The organism is Delftia sp. Cs1-4 (assembly GCF_000214395.1).
Taxonomy (GTDB): Bacteria; Pseudomonadota; Gammaproteobacteria; order Burkholderiales; family Burkholderiaceae_C; genus Comamonas; species Comamonas acidovorans.
Genome location: NC_015563.1, coordinates 2,581,133 through 2,602,002, shown reverse-complemented (window position 1 = coordinate 2,602,002; position 20,870 = coordinate 2,581,133). Strand labels below are relative to the sequence as shown.

Below are 20,870 nucleotides of genomic sequence, written 5' to 3'. Positions count from 1 at the left end.
CTCTTGTGCGGGAGATGTGTGGGCGAGGTGCGGAAAGGAAAACGCCCGTGCATTGTCAGCGGTCCGCGGCAGGCAGTCGCTGCAGCAGGGCATCGCGTGCGCGCAGGCCGGCATTGGGCTTTTGGGCCTGCTCATCCTGGATCAGCGTGGCGAACACCAGCCTGCGCTGGTCCTTGGTGGCCCAGCCCACATACCAGCCGTAGGCCCGGCTGGCATCGTAGCGGTTGTCGCTGCCGGGCGACCCGGTGCCGGTCTTGCCATGCACGGTCCAGCCGTCCACAGGCACGGGGTGCCGGGTGATGCGCGCAGTCATGTCGATGGCCTGACTGCTCACAGACAGTTCCCGGCGCACGATCTTGCGCAGGAAGGCCACCTGCTCGGCCGCCGAGATGCGCAGCGAGGACACCACCCACGCGCCGTTGTGGCCGGGATGGGCAACGGCAACGGCGGAGACATCCTCGTTGCCGTACTGGAAGGCCCTCACGTAGGCGCCAAACCGCTGCTGGCCCAGCTCCCGCGCCACCTGCTGCGAGTACCAGAACACCGAGTCCTTCATCCACGCCTGGGGCGTGATCTCGCGCCGCCAGGCATCGCCACCCCAGTCCGGATACTCCGGTTGGTACGGCCACGCGGGCCGGGATTCGTCCTGCAGGATGCCGGCGTCATAGCCCATCAGGCTGATGGCGATCTTGAAGGTGGAGGCCGGCGTGACGCGCTCGGCACAGGCCGGGCCGCTGTGCACCAGGGACTGGCCCGTGTCGGCGTCGGCGACGATGGTGCACAGTTCGTGCGCGGTGGCCGGAATGCAGAAAAAGGCCCCGGCCACCATTGCGGCAGCCACGGGAACGAATCGGCGCATTGATCAATGTTTCATGAGGACTGGCGCGCGATGATAGACGGGCTGTGGCACTGGAAATCCGTCATGTGCCGCGAGCCCGTCGGCGCTCCATCGCCTCTTCGGATGCGACAAAGCCCAGCCTGGCAAAGAACTGCGGGGCCTGTTCACGGCCGGCCCGCAGCACCCAGGTGATCCCGGGATCGGCACCCGTCACGGCCTCGACCAGCCTTCGCCCTATGCCCTGCCCCCGGTAACCGGGGGCAACCACCACCATGGACAGGTATCCATTGGACAGCCCGTCCGTGATGGCGCGCGCAAAACCCACCACCTGGTTGCCCGCCACAGCCACCTCCACGGCCTGGGACGCACCGATGAGGCGCTCCAGATAGTCCTGGCTGGCGATGCGATGGCCCCAGCCATTGGAAATGAGCAGTTCATAGGCACCCCGCAGGTCGGCTGGGGCGTAGCGGCGGATCAGGGGCAAGTCGCAGACCATGGTCCCGGACATTGTGCCTGTGGACTGTGACTGCTCCTAGGCCTGGGCCTCCGCCTCCTGCAGCTGCCGCCACATCACCTTGCCGCTGCCGCTCTTGGGCAGGGCCTTGACGAACTGCACGATCTTGGGCGCCTTGTAGACGGCCATGTTCTCGCGGCACCACTGGATGATGTCCTCGGCCGTGGTGTCTTCCTTGCCGGCGCGCAGCACGACGACCGCCTTCACCGACTCGCCGCGGTAGGCGTCGCGCGTGGAGATCACGCAGGCTTCCTGGATGGCGGGGTGGCGGAACATCAGCGATTCGACCTCGGCCGGCCAGACCTTGAAGCCGCTGGCGTTGATCATGCGCTTGAGGCGGTCGGTGATGAAGTAGTAGCCGTCCTCGTCCACGTGGCCCAGGTCGCCGGTGCGAAAGAACCGCTTGCCGTCGATCTCCATGAAGACCTGGGCCGTGGCGTCGGGCCGCTTCCAGTAACCGTCGAAGACCTCGGGGCCGTGGACGACGATTTCGCCCTGCTCGCCCTGTGGGACATCGGCGCCGGTTTCGGGGTCGATGACACGCGCCTCGGTGCTCATGAAGGGAATGCCCAGGCATTGCTGCTTGGGATGCTCGAACGGGTTGCTGTGCGTGGGCGCGGCCGTCTCGGTCAGGCCGTAGCCCTCGCTGAAGCGCAGGCCGTATTGCTCCAGCAGGCGCTGGGCCACGGCCTGTGGCATGGCCGCACCGCCGCCGCCTATGTACTTGAGGCTGGTGAGGTCGAACTGCGCAAAGTTGGGGCTGCCCAGTAGGTCGATGACCATGGTGGGAATATTGGTCCAGCTGGTGACCTGGTAGCGAGAGATCAGCCGCCCCGCCAGCTCGCGGTCCCAGCGCGGCATGACGACCAGGGTGGCGCCCACGAAGATGGCCGTGTGCAGCACCGAGACCATGCCCGTGATGTGGAACATGGGCACGACGGCCAGGACCACGGTCTCGCTGGTGCCGCTGCCCCAGTAGCTGCCCGCCACGGCGTTGTGGTTGATGGAGCGGTGCGGGTGCATGCAGCCCTTGGGGTGGCCCGTGGTGCCGCTGGTGTAGGGCAGCACGGCCATGTCGTCGCGGCCCACCACATGGGGCGGCGCGGCTTCGGTGCAGGCCAGGGCCTGCTGCCAGGTGTGGACGCTGCCGCCATCGAGCACGGCCGGCTCACGCCGGGTGAGCAGCCAGTCGTGCCACTGCACGGGCGGGGCATCGTCGCCCTGCACCCCGGCATCGAAGGCGTCCGTGAACTGGGTGACGACCAGGTGCTCCAGCCGCTGGCCGGGCGCCAGCGCATTGCTGGCCTTGGCCAGTTCGGGGGCCAGGTCGGCCGTGGTGATAGCGACCTTGGCGTCGGCGTCGGTGATGTAGTGCCTGAGCTCCTCGGCCATGTTCATGGGGTTGACCGGCACCACCACCGCATTGGCGCGGAAGATGGCGTAGTGCGCCAGGATGAGCTGAGGCGTGTTCTGCATCAGCAGGATCACGCGGTCGCCGCGCTGCACGCCCAGGCTGTGCAGGTAGGCCGCCATGCGCTCCGTGCCCTCGCACAGCTCGCGGTAGCTGATGGAGCTGCCGAAGTAGCGGATGGCTGCCTTGTCCGGGTAGCGTCGCGCATTGACGGCCAGGTTGTCCCAGACGCTGGTGGCGGGCACGGTGATGGAATGGGGCAGGCGGCTGGGCCAGAAAGCGTGGTGCGCGGGCTGGGAGGGCATGGGTGGATGGGCTTTGAAGTGTCGGTGAGTGGAAGGGACGGCGGCAATCCGCCTTGCCAGCGAGGCTAGGCCCACACCCGCTTCCCGGCATTGGGGAAGGCCCCAGGAGATCGTCGCCAAAGTGACGCTTGAGCGCCCATGGCATACCGCTGCCACCGCAACTCGCCTTGTGCTTTCGCAAGCCGGCCACGGGCACGCCACAGGTACGCCCCAGGTACGCCACAGGTACGATGGCGCCATGCCCGACACGCCCGCCACGCCCCACCTGTCCCGCCTGCAGCTGTCGCTGCGCGATCTGCTGGCCCGCCACCGCAGCGCGGCCCTCGCCACCCAGCCCGCCGACTCCCCTGCCCCCGGGGCTGGCGATGCACTGCCCGCTCCCCGGCTGTCCATGGTGCCCTGGGCCTGGAATGCGCAGTTTGGCTGCTTTGTGCTGCACGTCAGCGCACTGGCAGCGCACACGCGGGCCATGGAACTGCACCCGGCCGTCAGCCTGCTGGTGTGCGCGGCCGAAGTGGACGGCGAGGGCGTGCATGCACTGGAGCGCGTGGCCATTGAAGGCGTGGCCAGCACACCGCCTCCCGGCAGCGTGCTGGCCGATGGCGCGCGCGACAGCTATGTGCTGCGCTTCCCCGAAGCCGCGTTCATGACCGATCTGGACGACTTCCGCTTTGTCTGCATCACGCCATCCATCGCCCGGCACGTGGCGGGCTTTGGCGCGGCGCGCGATGTGTCGGCCCATGACCTGATCGAAGCACTGAGCATCCAGCCCAGCTGACTCACTGGCCCCGCACGTGGGCCGCGATCAGGGCGCCCGCCGCATCGCCCTGCCCCGCCACGCAGGCGCGCACATGGTCTTCCCACATCTGGCCCTGCTGCTCCACCTGGGCATGGACAAAGCGCTGCAGCATGCGCCGGGGATCGTCGCAGCGCTCATAGGCATACGGATCGCCGCGCGTGCACAGCGCCTTGAACTGCAGCCAGGCGGCCTGACGCGTGACGGGAATGCCCTGCAGGCGCTGCCACTGGTGCAGCAGCTCATGGGCAAAGATGCCTGCGATCTGCGGATGCGACAGGCGCAGCGGCTGGCGCGGATCGGACTGCGTGAAGAAGGCGCGCGGCATGAAGATGCGCCCGCCATTCATGGACAGCGCCCTGCGCGTATCGCCCAGCCGCCGCTGGTACAGGCGCAGGCGCGGCAGCAGCGCATCGAGCGAGGCGCCGAAATGCGTGCGCACAAAGGCCTGCTCCTGCGCATCCAGTGGCCGGCTCCAGAAGACCATGCTCAGCCGCCCGGCCCCTGCCGATAGCGCCGCGCCATGAAATCCACAAACGCGCGCACGGCCGGGCGCAGATGCCGCGTGCGCGGATACAGCGCGTGGTAGCTGTACTGCCCCAGATGAAAACAGGGCAGCACCCGCACCAGCTGGCCGCGCTCCACGGCCGAGCGCACGGTATGCCAGGTCAGCGCAGCAATGCCCCGGCCCGCGCGTGCGGCCTCGAAGATGGTGGCCACCGAATCGGTGCGCAGCGCCGTGTGCGGCTGCACCTCGGTCACGGCGCCCTGCCCGGACACCACGCTCCAGCGCAATGGGGCCGGGCCCGCCGCAAAGGCCAGGGCGCGGTGCTCGGCCAATTGCTCGGGCGCCTGCACCACGCCCTGGCGCATCAGGTAGGCGGGCGACGCCACCAGCACCAGCGGCGAATGCGTGAGCAGCCGCGCCTGCAGCCCGCTGTCCGGCAATTGGCGGCTGATGCGCACGGCCGCATCCACGCCCTCGGCCACCAGGTCCACCAGCCGGTCGGTGCACAGCAGCTGCAGCTCCAGATCCGGGAATTGCTGCTCGAACTCGGGCAGCCAGTCGCCCAGCTCGATGGCGCCCACGGCCAGCGGCAGCGTGATGCGCAACACACCCGCCACGCGCGCACGGCGCTGCGCCAGTGCGGCCTCGGCCGCATCGAGCTGCTCCAGCAACTGCACGCAGCTGAGGTAGTAGCTGCGCCCCGCATCGGTCAGGCTCAGCCCGCGCGAATTGCGCTGCAGCAGCTGCGTGCCCAGTTCCGACTCCAGCCATTTGACATGGCGCGACGCCGTGGAATGCGTCATGCCCAGCCGATCCTGGGCCGCCGTGAAACCCTGCGCGTCCACCACGCCGCAGAACACCCGCATGGCTTGCCATCTGTCCATTGCTCATGCACTCCTTTGGCGGGAATTGTGGAGCATGGACGCGGCCGCATCCCGTTGCGCAGCGGCCCCAAGCCAGCCCTCATTTCCGCCCCCTTCCTCATCCTCTGCCTCAGAAACAGACTATTCCTAGAGACACGCGGACACTAACTGCCTAGATTGGCCGGCTACCCCAACCGGGACACGCCGCCACCAGCCCGACGCCAGACGGATGGCCGTTCCATACCCGAGATTCGCCAAGACCGAGGGAGGAAGACATCCATGAACCGAAGGCACGTCCTGCTGCGCAGCGCCTTGCTATGCATTGCCGCACTGCTGGCCCAGGCCACGCCGACCCTGGCGACTGCCGCCCCCAACCTGGGCGGCGGCACCAGCAAATGCGACCCCACCGTGCAAAGCTGCGCCCCCGGCACGGGCGGCGGCATCGACCTCGGCGGTGGCGGTGGCGGCTCGGGCGGCGGCACCTGCACCCCCACGCCCGGCGGCAGCCCCTGCGGCGGCGCCGGCCCCGCCACCCAGGGCAACTCCAGCAGCACCAACCAGGGCGCAGGCAACCCCATCCACCTCATCAACGGCAACAAATACCAGCGCGAAGTGGACATGCCCGCCTTGCCAGGCCTGCTCGGCCTGGAAGTCGTGCGCCACTACAACAGCAGCTACAGCCGGGCCTACGTGCCGCCAGGCCTGCTCGGCCGCGGCTGGCTGCTCAGCTACGAGGCCCGCCTGTACGACCACCCCACCAACCTGCAGATCGTGCAGGCCGACGGCACCCGCATCATCTTCAGCAAGCTGCGCGAGCACCCCAGCCTGTGCGCCAGCGAGCAGCCGGGCAACGGCATCGTGCGCATCGAAGGCCCGGATACAAAGGGCACCAAGGAAACCAAGCCCGGCCAGGAACGGCACTACACCTGGCAATGGATGGACGGGCGCGAGCTGCGCTTCAACCACCGGGGGCGCCTGACCCGCATCAGCCTGCCCTCGGGCGAACAGGTCCGCCTGGACTACAACGCCAAGGGCAACCGCCTGCTCAAGGTCACCGACCCGCAGGGCCGCAGCCTGCGCCTGCACTACGCCCAATCTTCGGGCGAGGGCAGCTTCACCGGCGTGCAGGCCATCGACACCCCGCTGGGCCGCATCGACTACCGCCACGGCAGCGCACCGTTGCCCGGCAGCACCCAGCCCCAGGCCAAGCTGAACGCCAGCCTCGTGCAGGTCAGCCTCCCGTCGGCCGATGGCCAAGCCCCGGTCCAGCGCCACTACCACTATGAGGACCCGCGCCACCCCACCTTGCTCACCGGCATCAGCGTCCAGGGCCAGGGCAGCGACGGCAAGCCCATGGACGAGCGCATCGCCAGCTACGCCTACGGCGACACCGGCCGCGCCACCTTGAGCGTGCGCGGCCCGCCGGACAGCCAGCAGGAAAAAGTCACCCTGGACCTCAGCCAGCCCTGGAAGAACACCCTCACCAATAGCATCGGGCAAACGACCACCTACCACTACGACACCATAGGCGGGCAATGGCGATTGCTTGAAGTGCGCGGCCCGGGCTGCGCCAGCTGCGGCCCCGGCGACATGCGCTACCGGTACGACGCGCAAGGACGCCTGACCGAAGCCACGCGGCTCGATCCCGCAGGCCGCCCGCTGGAAGGCACGCGCACCGAGCTGGACCCCTTCGGCCGCCCGCTGGCCGTGTACCGCATTCCCTACACACAAGGCCAAGCCCGGGCCCCGCAGCTGCAGGTGCGCTACGGCTACGGCAAGGACCCCTGGAAGCAATACGCGCCCGAACTCATCGCCCGGCCCAGCGTCGTGCCCGGGCGCGAACACCAGATCCGCATCCGCTACAACAGCAGCCGCCAGCCGCTGCAGATCACCGAGACGGGCTTCAGCCCATTGGATGCCCAGGGCCAGCCCGCAGGCAATGCGGACGGCGCCACGCCCATCGAACGCAGCACGCGCTACCGCTACACCGAGATCAACGGCCGCAGCGTGCTGGTGGACATCGACGGGCCGCTGCCCACCTCGCTGGCAGGCTATGACGACGGCAGCCCAGCGCAGAACGACCTCACGCGGCTGCGCTGGGACCGCAGCGGCAGCCACGTCACGCGCGTGATGCAGCCCGATGGCACGACCGTGGCGCTGGAGCATGACAAGGCCGGGCGCATCACGACCCGCACCGAAGACGACGGCGTGCGGCGCCTTCAGCGCCGGATGCGCTACAGCGCCTTGTCTGCCAACGCCCTTCAGGCCGAAGAAATCACCACCAGCGGCTGGCTGCTGGACGCCGACGGCCAGCCCCGCGCCAGCAGCCGGCTGAGCCTGAATCCATACCGCATCCGCCACGACGCCCTGGGCCGCCCCAGCCAGGCCATCGACACGGCAGGCCGCAGCACCACCTGGACCTACCAGGGCAGCACCCAGGCTCGGCTCGATGGCCTGGGCAACCGGGGCCAGATCGAGCGCGACAGCGAAGGCCGCATCAAGGGGCTGGGCCTGTACCGCGAAGGCCAGGACCTCCCCGAACGTGCGGCCTACTACGGCTGGAATGCGCAGGGGCGCCTGAGCCACCGCCTGCTGCCCGATGGGCGCCTGGACAGCTACACCTACGGCGACGCGGGCGAGTTGCTCCAGCACACCGATGGCGACGACACCCGCACGCGCTGGCTGAACAACGGCAGTCTCCATGCCAGCCTGTCGCAAACGCCCGATGGGGCGGTGCGGCTGGCATTGCAAGGCCCGGCCAGCGCGGCGATGGAGCAGATCACCAGCAAATCCCGGAGCACCCAACCCGCCGAACGCCGCCAGGCCCTGCGCGACGACTTCGGCCGTACCGTCTGGCTTCAGCTTGCCGATAATGGCCGCCAAAGCGCACGCTACAACGAAGCCGATCAATTGCGGGTGCACACCCGCGCCGACGGCAGCAGCACCCACTACCAGTACGCTCCCAGCGGGCGTCTGCTGGCCAAGCGCTACGAAGCGGCGCCCGGCGCAGATCGTCGCTCTTCCTCGCAAACCCGGCTGCACTACCAGGGCCGGTTGCTGCAGACCATCGACAGCAACTGGCAGCGCGAATCCATCGAATACGACGCCCTGGGCCGCCCCGTGGCACGCACCATTTCGCTGGCCACGCCCGACGGCCAGGCCGAGCATACCTATCGCACCGCCACGCGCTATGGCCCGGACGGCCGGGTCCACAGCCGCACCCTGGCCGATGGCCGCGTGCTCGTCACCCGGCGCGGCCCCGCCAGCGACGGCGCCAGCGTGCAAGGGCTGCAACTGCAAAGCGCCTGGGTGGCCGGCCTGCTGCAGGCCAGCGACCACTGGCTGGGCGCCGGCGCCACAGGCTTGCTCGAACGCCTGCTGCCCGCGCAGACGGTGGTCGGCGACATCCAAACAGACGCCTTCAACGGCCTGCAGCACTACACGGCAGGCAATGGCCTGGCCACCTCGCGCCAATACGACATTGCCGGGCGCCTCACGCAGCAGACCACCGGGCAAGGCACATCACAAGGCACATCGCAAGGCACATCGCAAGGCACATCGCAAGGCAGCGCACCCATCCTCAGCCAGCGCTACCGCTACGGGGTGGGCCCGCGCATCCGCGCCATCGAGCAGGAGGGGCCACCAGCCGGCCTGCACAAGACCGACTACCGCTACCAGGGCTTCGGCAGGCTGGTGCAGGACAACGCACCGTCAGCACCAGCGCCCGTGCAGCGCGACAGCCAGGGCCGCACTGTCCAGGACGCATTGCACCGCTACACCTACACCGAAGCAGGACAGCTCCAGGGCATCAGCGACCACCAGGAGCGGCCCATCGCCAGCTACCGCTACAACAGCCTGGGCCAGCGCGTGGGCAAGACCGTGCACCAGGGCGACAGGCAAACGCACAGCCACTACCTGTGGCAGGACAACCGGCTCGTCGCGGAAATGGATGGCGAAGGCCGCATCACCAGCCAGTACCTGTACCTGAGCGAGGGGACTCGCACCCTGCCCATCGCCAAGCTGGAATCCGCGCACAACCGGGACAACGCCAGCGGCAAGGCGCGCATGCTACACATCCACAACGACCACCGGGGCAGTCCGCAGGCCATGACGGACGCAGGCCAGCGCGTGGTCTGGCGTGCCCGCCAGACGCCCTGGGGAGCGCCGGCCATGCATCAGGCCGGCCACACAAGCCTGTCCCGGCAGCAGGCCGTGCTCAACCTGCGCCTGCCGGGCCAGTACTTCGACGAGGAAAGCGGACTGCACGACAACTGGCACCGCAGCTACGACCCGGCCAGCGGCCGCTATCTGCAGCCGGACCCGCTGGGCTACCCGGACGGGCCCGATACCTACCTGTATGCCGGCGGCGACCCGCTCAACCGCATCGACCCCACCGGGCTGTACCAGGAGGACATGCACTACTACATGGTCTTCTTCCTGGCCCTGGCCGCCGGCCTGGACTACGAACCTGCGCGCATCACGGCGCTGGCTTCGCAGTACGTGGATGACAACCCCATCACCAAGCCGCTGGACGATGCCAACACCCTCACCACGGTGGGATCGATCTTCAAGAACCACCGGCAACTGCTGTGGTACCACTTCACGCTGTCCGACGACAAGGGCACCACGCTGCCCCAGTACGCCAACGACAACGTCAACAGCGTGGTGGGCAACCTGAGCCCGCAACTGATCAACCTGCTCAACGCCAGCCGCCTGGGCAACCCGGCCCAGCCCTGCGCCGAATACCAGTTCCTGGGCGAATTCCTGCACTCCTACCTGGACACCTTCAGCCACCGGGACAAGGACAACCGGCCGTTCGATGCCATCAGCGTGAAGCTGGGCATAGGGCATGGGCTTGCGGGGTCCGAGCCGGATTACACCTATGACGAGGACATGCCAATACTGGGGAATATGCCTGATCCAGATATGCCTTATTGGGACAAACGGGAGTATCGATCGCTGCAAGGGGAGAAGGCGGTTTATGAGTTTTTAACGGCATATGGAACTAGCCCTGCGCTAGGGTTTGAGGAGATCAGGAAAGTGCTCGAGAGATTCAATGCAATTAGAGAGGAAGGGAAAGAATTTCCAAAGAAGATTGATTTACTGCAAAAATCCGTTAATAGATTAATTGCCAATGGAAAATTAAATCCAAAAGGAAAGAATGACAAAGAAAATAAAGAAATAAATTTTCTTGATAAGATGAGCGAAAAATATGATAAAGATCAGGCGCAAATCAATAGAGAGATTTTTCTAGGAGATCTTATCGGACAGGAAGAAAAATACCCAGGGGTTTGCCTTCCGGGGAGCAGCGTATGCAAAGAGGTATGATCACTCTATTCTTGATGCTTAATTCCGTACTATTGATTGAATGTCATTCAAATCAAAAAAAACAGCTAACAACAGAAGAATGGGCGGAGCGTCGTCACCCACCTAGCGATACTTCCCCCCTACCGGAAGGGTGCAAAGCGATTAAATATCTCGGAGGCTATTATCCCATAGCAGCGGCTATTAGAGGCAATGGCCGTTATTGTGTAATTCACGATTTTATACAGCGAAAGGCCATTGATTGGATAGAGGGTGGAATAGAGCATGGTTCACCCACGGATAGTCAAGGTGATGGTGGCGTACTGACTTTTTACAAAAACAGTCTATCTGAATTAGATTTGAGAGAACATCTAATCTCCGGTAGACCATTTAAGAATGTAAATGGAATAGGAATATTGGGTAATGATCAAGTTTTTTTAAAAGTTCATAACGGAAAAATAGAGACTCCTGGGGCTTTTGGCATAGGTGTTGACATGGCACCAAATATTATGATAAATAAAAGAATGAAAATGCTGACAGAAGACACTTCTGTTACAAAAGAATCCAACTGGAACCCGGAAACCGAGACTTTTAACAAAATCCCTTGGGATTATTTCCCACCCACCTTCTACACCGCAGAAAACCTCCAAATCAAATCCGGCGGCCGCGCCATCATCATGGCGGGCTCCGATAACGTGGTGCGCAACAACACCATCGAGGTCGATGGCCGCACCGCCGTCTACCTGTACGGCCCGCGCTCGCTGGTGGAGGGCAACACCTTCATCGTGCACATGGACCCGCGCGACAAGGCCCCGCTGCCCGCCATCCTCAAGCTGCGCGATGCCGATGGTTCCATCATCCGCAACAACCGCTTCATCGTGAAGCGCAGCGGGCTGTTCAGGAAGAAGGAAGAGGAACCCCAGGCCGGCATCAACCTGCTGGAGTCCAAAGACGTAGTGATCGAGGGCAATGTGTTCGAGCAGGTCGCATTGCCGGTGCGCAAGGATGCGGCCAGTACCACGACGGAGTACGGCAACGCCGTGGATTCTCGCTAGGAGACGATGCGTGGGCCCCGCCTGCAGGCTCAGCGCAGGGCCAGTTGCATCACATGCGCGGTGGGCATGACATCGCCAAACACATCCTCGATCTCGGCCAGCGCGGCACGGTGCAGGCTGTCGGCGTCCACGGATTCGCCATTGCTGCGCGTGATGGCACGTGTGGCCACGGCATCGCTGGCCACGACGACCTCGAAGCCCAGCGGCGCGGCATCGCGTGCGGCGCCGGCCACGCAGGCGTGGGTCATGAGGCCGCAGATGACTACGGTGGTGATGCCACGCGCGCGCAGCTGGTCGGCCAGGTCGGTGCCGACGAAAGCGCTGACGCTGCGCTTTTGCACCACGGTGTCGCCCGCGCGCGGCTGCAGGCCGGGGTGGAACTGGACGGTGCTGCCATTGACGGCGAACACGGGCGCACCTTCAGGGGCAATGTGCTGGATGTGGAACACGGCAACCTGCCCGGCATCGGCCCATTGCAGCAGGCGCCGGGCCTGCTCCAGGACCTGCGGGCCGCGCGGGATGGGCAGGCGGCCGCTGAAGTATTCGTTCTGGAAGTCGATGACCAGCAGCGCCGTGGCATCCCGTGGCAACTGGCTGCGCCCCGGCGCGCCTGACAGGGCGCGGAGGGTGGGATGGCTGGTGGATTGGGTGGCCTGGCTGGCCTGTTCTGCGAGTGACATGCAGTGCTCCTGAAAACGGGAAGTGGTTGATGCCTGCAGTCTAGAAACGCACAGGGTCCGCCGCAACGCCATGGAGCGGCCAGCATCTGTGCAGGTTCTGCACAGATCACCCATGCTTTGAAAAATGCCCCATCTCTGTGATGGCGCATACGGCCTTGGGCCTTGCATCGCTCCAACCGGCCGCGTGCCGGTGAAGGTGGCGATGCCGCATTGAAACATGGCCTGCGGCCCTCCCGCTCAAGAAAGGGCCGCAGGCCGGCACGGCGCTAGTTCTGCAGCTGCTGCCAGACCTTGTCCAGCCGCTTGATGCTGACCGGGTACGGCGTGCGCAGCTCCTGGGCGAAGAAGCTCACGCGCAGCTCCTCCAGCATCCAGCGGTACTCCTGCATGCGCGCATCGATGTGGCCCTTGCGCTCGGCCACCAGGCGCCAGTAGCGCTGCTCCAGCGGGCGCAGCTCGGTCAGGCGGCCGGCGTCGCGCGCAGGGTCGGCGCGGTACTTGTCCAGGCGGCTGGTGATGGCCTTGAGGTAGCGCGCATAGTGCTGCAGCTGGGTCCAGGGCGCGGCCGCGATGAAGTTCTTGGGCACCAGGCGCTGCAGTTGCTGGGCGGCGTCGGCCGTGGCGTCAGGCGCGTTCTTGGTGTCCTTGATCTTGCGTTGCGCCGCCGCGTACTCGACCAGGATGGTGGAGGCCATGCGCGCCACCTCGTTGGCGATCAGCGTCAGCCGGCCGCGTCCGTCCTGCACGCGCTGCTTGAACTGCGCGTCGTTGGTGGGCAGCGGCTCCTGCAGGAAGGCGCGGTCTATGGCCACGTCGATGATCTGCTCGCGCAGTTCCTCCTGCGTGCCCAGCGGCATGTAGGCGACCGCCATCTTCTGCAGGTCTGGAATGTTCTTTTCCAGGTACTTGAGCGCGTCGCGGATCTGCAGCGCGAACAGGCGGCGCAGGCCCACGCGGTGGCGTGCGGCCGCAACCTCGGGCTCGTCAAAGACCTCGATGCCGACGGCATCGCCGTGGTCGATCAGCGCAGGGAAGCCGATCAGCGTCTGCCCGCCCCGGCCGATCTCCATCAGCTCGGGCAGCTCGCCAAAGCTCCATTCCTTGTAGCGGCTTTCGGCGGGCTGGCTGGGCTTGGCATTCCTGGCAGGCGTGGCCTGGTCGGGCTTTTCCGCCTTGGCAGCGGGCGCAGGCTTCCTGCCGGTTTCGGGCGCGGTGGCGGCGTTGGCAGCGGGTGCAGCAGGAGCCTCGGTGACCGAAGCCACCTTCAGCGCGGCCAGCGCCTGGAAGGCGCCGCGCGCCTTGGCGCCCAGTTCGGCCTTGAGCGCGCCCAGGTTGCGGCCCTGGCCCAGCTGGCGTCCATGCTCGTCCGTGATGCGGAAGTTCATGAACAGGTGCGGGCTGAGCATGTCCAGCTTGAAGTCGGCGCGCTTGACGTCCAGCGAGGTCTCGTCGCGCACCTGCTTGAGCAGGGCATCGATGAGCGATCCCTGGCCCCAGCGCTCGGGCGTGGTGAAGAGTTCGGCCAGGCGCTGGGCGCTTTCGGGCAGGGGCACGAAGCGGCTGCGCGGGCGCTGCGGCAGGCTCTTGAGCAGGGCCTGGAGCTTGTCCTTGAGCATGCCGGGCACCAGCCACTCCACGCGCTCATCGCTGACCTGGTTGAGCACGAACAGCGGCACGGTGACGGTGATGCCGTCGCGCGCGTCGCCCGGGCTGTGCAGGTAGCTGGCCGTGCAGTCCACGCCGCCGAGCTTGACCACCTTGGGAAAGGCCTGGGTGGTGATGCCGGCCGCCTCGTGGCGCATCAGCTCGTCGCGCGACAGGCGCAGCAGGTCGGCGTTTTCCTTGGCCGCCTCGCGGAACCAATGGTCGAAGGTGGCGCCGCTGAACACGTCCTTGGGGATCTGCTGGTCGTAGAAGGCGTAGATCAGCTCGTCATCGACCAGCACGTCCTGGCGGCGGCTCTTGTGCTCCAGCTCCTCGACCTTGCGCACCAGCTTGAGGTTGGCGGGCAGGAAGTGCCAGCGCGTGTCCCACTGCCCCTCCACCAGGGCCTGGCGGATGAAGATCTCGCGCGCGGACTGCGGATCGATGCGGCCATAGCTCATGCGCCGGCCGTTGTAGACCACCAGGCCGTAGAGCGTGGCGCGCTCCAGCGCCACCACGTCGGCCTGGTTCTTGGACCAGTGCGGATCGAGCAGCTGCTTCTTGAGCAGGTGGGCGCCGACTTCCTCCAGCCACTGCGGATCGATGGCGGCGATGCCCCGGCCGTACAGGCGCGAGGTTTCCACCAGCTCGGCCGCAACGATCCAGCGCCCCGGCTTCTTGGACAGGTGGGCACCCGGGTGCGGGTAGAAGCGGATGCCGCGCGCGCCCAGGTAGGCGTCGCTTTCATCGCCCTTGTAGCCCAGGTTGCCCAGCAGGCCGGACAGCATGGACAGGTGCACGGCGTCGTAGCCTGCGGCCTCGGTGTTGATCTTCCACTTGTGCTCGTTGACCACGGTCAGCAGCTGCGAGTGGATGTCGCGCCATTCGCGCACGCGGCGGATGTTGATGAAGTTCTGGCGCAGCAGCTGCTCCCACTGGCGGTTGCTGAGCTTGTGCGAGGGCTCGTCATCCGTGCCGGGACCGGTGTCCTGCGGATGGAAGGCCGCCAGCGCCTCGGCCGCCGGGGCGGCCACGCTCTGCCCGCCGCTGCGCTGGGCCACGGGCAGGAAGGCGGCATTGCGCGCCGATGGCTTGGCGGCAGGCGCCTGGGCCGTGGCCATTTCCTTGCGGCTCTTGGCCACCACCTTGCCGCCACGCGCATCCTGCAGCCATTTCCACAGGCGCAGGTAGCCGCTGAATTCGCTTTTCTCGTCGTCGAACTTGGCGTGCTGCTGGTCGGCCTGCTGCTGGGCCTCCAGCGGCCGGTCGCGCACGTCCTGCACGGACAGGGCGGAGGCGATGACCAGCACCTCGGCCACGGCGCCGCGCGTGCGCGCCTCCAGGATCATGCGGCCCACGCGCGGGTCCAGCGGCAGGCGCGACAGCTCGCGGCCCATGGGCAGCAGCTCGCCGCGCTCGTCCACGGCGCCCAGCTCGCCCAGCAATTGGTAGCCGTCGGCAATGGCGCGGCCCGAGGGCGATTCGAGGAAGGGGAAGTTCACCACGTCGCCCAGGCCCAGCGACTTCATGCGCAGGATGACGCCGGCCAGCGAGGAGCGCAGGATTTCAGGGTCGGTGAAACGCGCGCGCGTGCCGAAGTCGGCCTCGTCGTACAGGCGGATGCAGATGCCGTTGGCCACGCGGCCGCAACGGCCCGCGCGCTGGTTGGCCGCCGCCTGGCTGATGGGCTCGACCAGCAACTGCTCGACCTTGCTGCGGAAGGAATAGCGCTTGACGCGCGCCGTGCCCGCATCGATCACATAGCGGATGCCGGGCACGGTCAGCGAGGTCTCGGCCACGTTGGTGGCCAGCACGATGCGCCGGCCCGTGTGGCTGTCGAAGATGCGGTCCTGCTCGGCCTGCGACAGGCGCGAGAACAGCGGCAGCACCTCGGCATGGCGCAGCACGGGCTGCTGTGCCAGGTGCTTGCGCAGGTGGTCGGCGGCCTCGCGGATCTCGCGCTCGCCGGGCAGGAACACCAGGATGTCGCCGCTGACGCCGCCGGACCACAGCTCGTCCACGCCTTCGGCAATGGCGTCGTTGAGGTCGTGGTCGCGCTTTTCCTCGAAGGGGCGCCAGCGCATCTCCACGGGGTAGGTGCGGCCCGAGACCATGATCACCGGCGCAGGCCCCTTGGGGCCTTCGAAGTGCCTGGAGAACCGCTCGGCATCGATGGTGGCCGATGTCACCACCACCTTGAGGTCGGGGCGCCGGGGCAGGATCTGCTTGATGTAGCCCAGCAGGAAGTCGATGTTGAGGCTGCGCTCGTGGGCCTCGTCGATGATGAGGGTGTCGTAGGCCTTGAGCAGCGGATCGGTCTGCGTCTCGGCCAGCAGGATGCCGTCCGTCATCAGCTTGACCGAGGCGTCCTTGGACAGCCGGTCCTGGAAGCGCACCTTGTAGCCCACCACATCGCCCAGCGGCGTGTTCAGCTCCTCGGCAATGCGCTTGGCCACCGAGCTGGCGGCAATGCGGCGCGGCTGCGTGTGGCCGATCAGGTGGCCGCGCACCTGGCCCTTGTCGTCGGGCGTGGCGTTGACCTTGCCCCGGCCCAGCGCCAGCGCGATCTTGGGCAGCTGCGTGGTCTTGCCCGAGCCCGTCTCGCCGCACACGATGATGACCTGGTGCCGGTCCATGGCCTCCATGATTTCCTCACGGCGGGCGGATACGGGCAGGGATTCAGGGAAGCTGATCTTCAAAGGCATAAGGGGCTGGATTATCCCCGCGCCATGCCGGCGGCGCCACGCGGCTGCAGATTTCCATACGCCTGCCCTGTGCCGCCCGCATGAAAACCCCCGCATGCCAGGGCCTTCGCCAAGTCAGGCCAGCGGCATGCATGGCATTGCGCACAATCGGCGCTCGCCTTGCCGGCCGCGCCCGGCGCTGGCCATCTCACCCGCCTTCCTCGATCTGCTCCCCATGGTTTCTCTTGCCGCCCTCGTCATTCCGCTATTGGCCCTGTGGCTGTGGTGGCCCGTCCGCCTGATGCCGCGCCGCGCACGCCTGATGGCGGCCGTCGCCACGGCGGCCCTGGGCTGCACGCCCGCCCTGCTGCTGGTGCTGCTGCGCGAGGGCACGGTGGAATACCGCACGCTGGCCTATCTGCAGGTGCCGGGCGGCTGGGTGCTGGCCCTGCTGCTGATGCTGGCCGTCTTCATCGTGCTGCGCGACGGCCTCTGGGCGCTGGCCGCCGTGGCCCGGCGCGAGGACTGGAAGCAGCGCCTGCACACCCCGCTGCTCACGGCCAGCGCACTGGCCCTGGCGGGCCTGCTGTCGGCCTGGGGCGTGGCCAATGCGCTGCGCCCGCCCGAGGTGCACGAACGCACGCTGCGCCTGCCCGGCCTGCCCACCGGCCTGGAAGGCCTGCGCGTGGCCGTGCTGGCCGACATCCACGCCAGCCCCATCAACAACGCGCGCTATGTGCAGACCATCGTGGAGCGCACGCTGGAGGCGCGGCCCGACCTCATCGTGCTGCCCGGCGACATGGTGGACGGCGACGTGGGCAGCGGCCGCGCCAACGTCGCGCCACTGGCGCAGCTCAAGGCACGCTACGGCGTCTGGGCCGCGCCCGGCAACCATGAGTACTACAGCGGCTACGACGCCTGGATGGCCGAATTCCGCCGCCTGGGCCTGAACCTGCTGGAAAACCGCATGCAGCTGATCGATGTGCAGGGCGCGCGCCTGGCGCTGTCGGGCATCGGCGATCCGGCCTATGGCCGCCTGTCGCGCCAGAACACCGACCCCTCCGTGGCCGAAGGCGTGCCGCCCGACATCGACACCGTGGCCCGCCAGGCCAAAGAGGCCGGCGCGCAATACCACCTGCTGCTGGCCCACCAGCCCAAGACCGCCCGCGACAACGCTGCCCACGGCGTGGGCCTGCAGCTGTCGGGCCATACGCACGGCGGACTGATCCTGGGCATGGACCAATGGCTGGTGGCCCCCGCCAATGACGGCTTTGTGCGCGGCGAGTACGAGGTCGGCGCCATGAAGCTCTTCGTCAGCGCCGGCGCAGGCCTGTGGGCCGGCTTTGCCGTGCGCCTGGGCGTGCCGGCCAGCATCGACCTGCTGGTGCTGCGCGGCGCCTGATCCTGCCCCGGAGGGCGGCGTGGACGGCTACCGCGCGAACACCATGCACACCGGGCTGGCGCAGTGGGTGCTGGCCAGCGGGCGCCAGGCGTCATCCCGGGCATGGCAGACGATGCTGTCGCTGTCCTCGTTGAGCACATAGAGCAGGCGCCCGTCGGGCGAGGACGTGAAAAAGCGCGGCGTGCGCCCGCCCGAGGCGAAGCCGCCACTGGTGTGCAGCAGCCCCGTCAAAGGATCGACATCGAAGACCGCAATGCCGTCGGCGCCGCGATTGGACACCAGCACCTGCCGGCCGTCGCGCAAGACCTCGATGCCCGCCGCCCGGCTGTTGCCCACAAAGCCCTCCGGCAGGGTGGACAGGATCTGCAAGCCCTGCAGTGCCCCCGTGGCCGCATCGAAGCGGCAGGTGAGCACGGTGTTGTCCAGTTCGTTGACCACATAGGCGCAGGCCAGCGCAGGATGGAAGGCGATATGCCGCGGGCCCGAGCCTTCGCGGCAGTCCAGCCAGGGCTGGGGCGCAGGCACCAGCCGCCCGTGCTCGAAGGCGAAGATGAAGATCCGGTCCTGCCCCTTGTCAGGCACCAGCACGAAGCGCCCGTCCGGCGAGAAGGGGTTGAAGTGCGGCTTGGCAAACGGCTGCTCCTTGCGATGCGGCCCGGGTTGGCCCGGTAGCGCAAGCCGCTGCTGCACGGAGCCCAGGCGCCCGTCCGGTGCGATCGACATCACGGCCAGCGTACCGCCTGGCCCGCCATACCCCCGGTGGCCGTCGCTGGCAGCCGGCTCGCCCAGATGGTCGGAGACCACCAGCTGCCGTCCGCCCGGGGCGATGGCCAGGTGCACCGGGTTGCGCCCGCCGCAGTCCCGGGTCTGCAGCAACGCCAGGCGGCCCGTTGCGGTATCGCGTGCGAAGACGCTGACCTCATGGCCATCGCCATGCACGGTGTAGAGCCGGGTGCCGGCTGCATCGAGCGCCAGGAACGAGGGGTTGGCAAGCCCGTCCACGGTCTGCAGATGCTGCAGGCCGCCCGTGGCTTCGTCCACGCGATAGACGGTGATGCCCTCGCCACGTGCGTCGCGCTCGCGCGTGGTGCGCGAACCCACGTAGGCGTACAGGGGGCGCGACGCACAGGTGCTCATGCCGATGCGCCCGCCAGCGGTGCGACGGCCGCGCCCTGAATGCCATGGCGCTGCAGCGCCTCGGCCACAAAGCCGCAAGCCTTGGCCTCTTCCACAAAAGCCGCCAGCACGCGCAGGGCCTCATCGCCCCGCCCCTTGGGCAGGCCCATGGCCTGCTGGATCACCATGAAGCGGCCCGGCAGCAGGCGCAGGCCGGGCAGGCGGGCGGCATCGGCCTCCAATTGCTGCTTGACGCCGGCGGCCACATCGGCCGTCGATTCCACAAAGGTCTGCACCACGGCGGGCGAGGACACGGCGCGCTCTATCTGCGCATGCTGCAGCTCGCGGCTCAGGTACAGGTCATAGGCGCTGCCCTTGCCGACCACCACGGTGTACCCGGCCCGGTCCACCTGGGCGTTGTCGGTCAGCGGCGAATCCTGGCGCACCAGGTAGCTGCCCTCGATCAGCACATAGGGCGCAGTGAAGCCGATGCCCGCGCCGCGCACGGGGTCCACGGCAAAGAAGCCGAAGTCGGCCTCCTCGCGCGTGACGGCATCCACCGACTTGGCGGCCGTATCGAAGACCACCAGTTCCAGCTCCAGCCCCAGCTGCTGCGCAAGGCGCCGGGCCAGGTCGATGGACACGCCTGCGGGCTGGCCATCGGCCTGCAGCCGCGCAAGGATGGGATTGCCGGTGTTGATGGATGCGCGGATGCGGCCAAGCGGCGCGAGGGTGGACAGCAGCTGGGAGGAAAGGTTCATGGATGGCTCGCTTCAAGGGTCAACGGGATGCCCGCCGGGGCGTGGAAGAGGTACGCGAAGGGGTACGCGAAGGTTCCGGGGACGCTGCACCGGGACCGAGGAGATCGCTGATGCTGGCCAGGTTGCGCAAGGTGCTCGCCAGGTGCTCGCGCATGGCGAGGGAGGCTTCTTCGTTGCGCTCGCGCCCCAGCAGTTCCAGGATGTTCAGATGCTGCTCGCAGTGCTCGCGGTAGCGCGCCCGGTCCTGCATGGAGCGGTAGGACAGCAGGCGCCGCACGCGGTTGACGCGGCGGATGGTGTCGATGAAGAACACGTTGCCCGAGGCCTCGACCAGGGACTCGTGGAAGTTCACCCCCCGGTCGTGGATGCGGTCGGCCGGGTCGGTGGCGATGCCGCCTTCGAGCAAGTGGATTTCGGCCGCGCGGCAATGTTGCAGCACGGCGTGGTCCAGCCGGTAGCCGGGTTCCAGCAGCGCGGCCGGCTCCAGCGCCATACGCAGGCGGTAGGACTGCAGCAGGCTGTCGGGCGTGGTCAGCATGGCCGCAAAGGTCCAGCCGTAGCCGGGCTTGCGCTCGATCCAGCCCTCCTGCGAGATGCGGTTGAGCACGGCCGCCAGCTGGGCCTTGCTCAGGCCGTAGCGCGTGCGCAGCGCGGCCTCGGTGACGGATTCGGGCAGGCTGGCGCGCAGCCGGTCCTCGGCGATGCGAAAGTAGATGGCTTCGGTCAGGTCCTGGTCGCCGGCCGCCGCCTCGGCCAGCAGTTCGGCCGGAATCCGGTCATGCGGCAGGGCCAGGAAAAACCCCCGGTTGCGCTCGCGCCGCACCACACCCTGCTCTTCCAGCTGCTGCAAGGCCTCGTTGACGGGCTGGCGGGAGACGCGCAGCCGGTCGGCCAGGCCCTGGGCGGCCAGGTGGGTTCCGCTGTCCCATTGCTCGGAACGGGCCAGTGCCAGGATTTGCGAGCACAGCTGGGTGGAGGTCTTCATGCCC

General features: G+C 67.4%; 14 protein-coding genes. 4 read left to right on the top strand and 10 right to left on the bottom strand.

The genetic code is table 11. The features are described 5' to 3' along the window. Positions 1-55: 55 nt before the first annotated feature. The 3 genes from blaOXA to DELCS14_RS11435 all read right to left on the bottom strand — a co-directional run bounded on the left by blaOXA (position 56) and on the right by DELCS14_RS11435 (position 3,068). Positions 56-829 carry a class D beta-lactamase gene (gene blaOXA / locus DELCS14_RS11445; protein ID WP_013801742.1) on the bottom strand — a complete coding sequence of 258 codons (774 nt, stop codon included), beginning with the start codon at positions 827-829 and terminating at the stop codon, positions 56-58. 91 nt (positions 830-920) lie between these two features. Continuing rightward, entirely contained in the window at positions 921-1,346 is a 426-nt protein-coding gene (locus DELCS14_RS11440) for a GNAT family N-acetyltransferase (protein WP_228676871.1), read from the bottom strand. Positions 1,347-1,370: 24 nt separating this feature from the next. Beyond that, entirely contained in the window at positions 1,371-3,068 is a 1,698-nt protein-coding gene (locus DELCS14_RS11435; protein WP_013801740.1) for a long-chain fatty acid--CoA ligase, read from the bottom strand. Positions 3,069-3,306: 238 nt separating this feature from the next. Here DELCS14_RS11435 and DELCS14_RS11430 point away from each other — a divergent pair, with 238 nt between their 5' ends. Continuing rightward, entirely contained in the window at positions 3,307-3,846 is a 540-nt protein-coding gene (locus DELCS14_RS11430; RefSeq protein ID WP_013801739.1) for a pyridoxamine 5'-phosphate oxidase family protein, read from the top strand. Between the two features lies 1 nt (position 3,847). Here DELCS14_RS11430 and DELCS14_RS11425 read toward each other — a convergent pair whose 3' ends face one another. After that, positions 3,848-4,351, bottom strand: a complete 504-nt coding sequence (locus DELCS14_RS11425; RefSeq protein WP_013801738.1) for a hypothetical protein — start codon at positions 4,349-4,351, stop codon at positions 3,848-3,850. Between the two features lie 2 nt (positions 4,352-4,353). After that, on the bottom strand, positions 4,354-5,256 hold the full coding sequence (locus DELCS14_RS11420; RefSeq protein ID WP_013801737.1) for a LysR family transcriptional regulator: 903 nt from the start codon (positions 5,254-5,256) through the stop codon (positions 4,354-4,356). Positions 5,257-5,514: 258 nt separating this feature from the next. Here DELCS14_RS11420 and DELCS14_RS11415 point away from each other — a divergent pair, with 258 nt between their 5' ends. Continuing rightward, a complete protein-coding gene (locus tag DELCS14_RS11415) occupies positions 5,515-10,563 on the top strand; it encodes a DUF6765 family protein (protein WP_013801736.1) in 5,049 nt (1,682 codons plus the stop codon). Positions 10,564-11,069: 506 nt separating this feature from the next. Beyond that, entirely contained in the window at positions 11,070-11,594 is a 525-nt protein-coding gene (locus DELCS14_RS11410) for a right-handed parallel beta-helix repeat-containing protein (protein WP_013801734.1), read from the top strand. A 29-nt stretch (positions 11,595-11,623) separates the two neighbouring features. Here DELCS14_RS11410 and DELCS14_RS11405 read toward each other — a convergent pair whose 3' ends face one another. Both DELCS14_RS11405 and hrpA read right to left on the bottom strand, forming a co-directional pair. Continuing rightward, positions 11,624-12,274 carry a cysteine hydrolase family protein gene (locus DELCS14_RS11405; protein WP_013801733.1) on the bottom strand — a complete coding sequence of 217 codons (651 nt, stop codon included), beginning with the start codon at positions 12,272-12,274 and terminating at the stop codon, positions 11,624-11,626. A gap of 266 nt (positions 12,275-12,540) precedes the next feature. Then, on the bottom strand, positions 12,541-16,623 hold the full coding sequence (hrpA, locus tag DELCS14_RS11400) for an ATP-dependent RNA helicase HrpA (RefSeq protein ID WP_013801732.1): 4,083 nt from the start codon (positions 16,621-16,623) through the stop codon (positions 12,541-12,543). 214 nt (positions 16,624-16,837) lie between these two features. Here hrpA and DELCS14_RS11395 point away from each other — a divergent pair, with 214 nt between their 5' ends. Next, positions 16,838-18,004 carry a metallophosphoesterase gene (locus tag DELCS14_RS11395; RefSeq protein ID WP_043796700.1) on the top strand — a complete coding sequence of 389 codons (1,167 nt, stop codon included), beginning with the start codon at positions 16,838-16,840 and terminating at the stop codon, positions 18,002-18,004. 27 nt (positions 18,005-18,031) lie between these two features. Here DELCS14_RS11395 and DELCS14_RS11390 read toward each other — a convergent pair whose 3' ends face one another. The 3 genes from DELCS14_RS11390 to DELCS14_RS11380 are packed head-to-tail and all read right to left on the bottom strand — an operon-like array spanning position 18,032 to position 20,866. Then, a complete protein-coding gene (locus tag DELCS14_RS11390; RefSeq protein ID WP_013801730.1) occupies positions 18,032-19,141 on the bottom strand; it encodes a lactonase family protein in 1,110 nt (369 codons plus the stop codon). Continuing rightward, positions 19,138-19,881 (bottom strand): ABC transporter substrate-binding protein, encoded by a 744-nt coding sequence (locus DELCS14_RS11385; protein WP_013801729.1) that lies wholly within the window; start codon positions 19,879-19,881, stop codon positions 19,138-19,140. The genes DELCS14_RS11390 and DELCS14_RS11385 overlap by 4 nt, the downstream gene beginning before the upstream one ends. Before the next feature lie 19 nt (positions 19,882-19,900). Then, on the bottom strand, positions 19,901-20,866 hold the full coding sequence (locus tag DELCS14_RS11380; protein ID WP_013801728.1) for a GntR family transcriptional regulator: 966 nt from the start codon (positions 20,864-20,866) through the stop codon (positions 19,901-19,903). Between the last annotated feature and the right edge of the window lie 4 nt (positions 20,867-20,870).

Coding starts and splice junctions, on each gene's coding strand:
- blaOXA (WP_013801742.1), bottom strand. CDS start 829: ATGGTGGCCGGGGCCTTTTTCTGCATTCCGGCCACCGCGCACGAACTG.
- DELCS14_RS11440 (WP_228676871.1), bottom strand. CDS start 1,346: ATGTCCGGGACCATGGTCTGCGACTTGCCCCTGATCCGCCGCTACGCC.
- DELCS14_RS11435 (WP_013801740.1), bottom strand. CDS start 3,068: ATGCCCTCCCAGCCCGCGCACCACGCTTTCTGGCCCAGCCGCCTGCCC.
- DELCS14_RS11430 (WP_013801739.1), top strand. CDS start 3,307: ATGCCCGACACGCCCGCCACGCCCCACCTGTCCCGCCTGCAGCTGTCG.
- DELCS14_RS11425 (WP_013801738.1), bottom strand. CDS start 4,351: ATGGTCTTCTGGAGCCGGCCACTGGATGCGCAGGAGCAGGCCTTTGTG.
- DELCS14_RS11420 (WP_013801737.1), bottom strand. CDS start 5,256: ATGGACAGATGGCAAGCCATGCGGGTGTTCTGCGGCGTGGTGGACGCG.
- DELCS14_RS11415 (WP_013801736.1), top strand. CDS start 5,515: ATGAACCGAAGGCACGTCCTGCTGCGCAGCGCCTTGCTATGCATTGCC.
- DELCS14_RS11410 (WP_013801734.1), top strand. CDS start 11,070: ATGCTGACAGAAGACACTTCTGTTACAAAAGAATCCAACTGGAACCCG.
- DELCS14_RS11405 (WP_013801733.1), bottom strand. CDS start 12,274: ATGTCACTCGCAGAACAGGCCAGCCAGGCCACCCAATCCACCAGCCAT.
- hrpA (WP_013801732.1), bottom strand. CDS start 16,623: ATGCCTTTGAAGATCAGCTTCCCTGAATCCCTGCCCGTATCCGCCCGC.
- DELCS14_RS11395 (WP_043796700.1), top strand. CDS start 16,838: ATGGTTTCTCTTGCCGCCCTCGTCATTCCGCTATTGGCCCTGTGGCTG.
- DELCS14_RS11390 (WP_013801730.1), bottom strand. CDS start 19,141: ATGAGCACCTGTGCGTCGCGCCCCCTGTACGCCTACGTGGGTTCGCGC.
- DELCS14_RS11385 (WP_013801729.1), bottom strand. CDS start 19,881: ATGAACCTTTCCTCCCAGCTGCTGTCCACCCTCGCGCCGCTTGGCCGC.
- DELCS14_RS11380 (WP_013801728.1), bottom strand. CDS start 20,866: ATGAAGACCTCCACCCAGCTGTGCTCGCAAATCCTGGCACTGGCCCGT.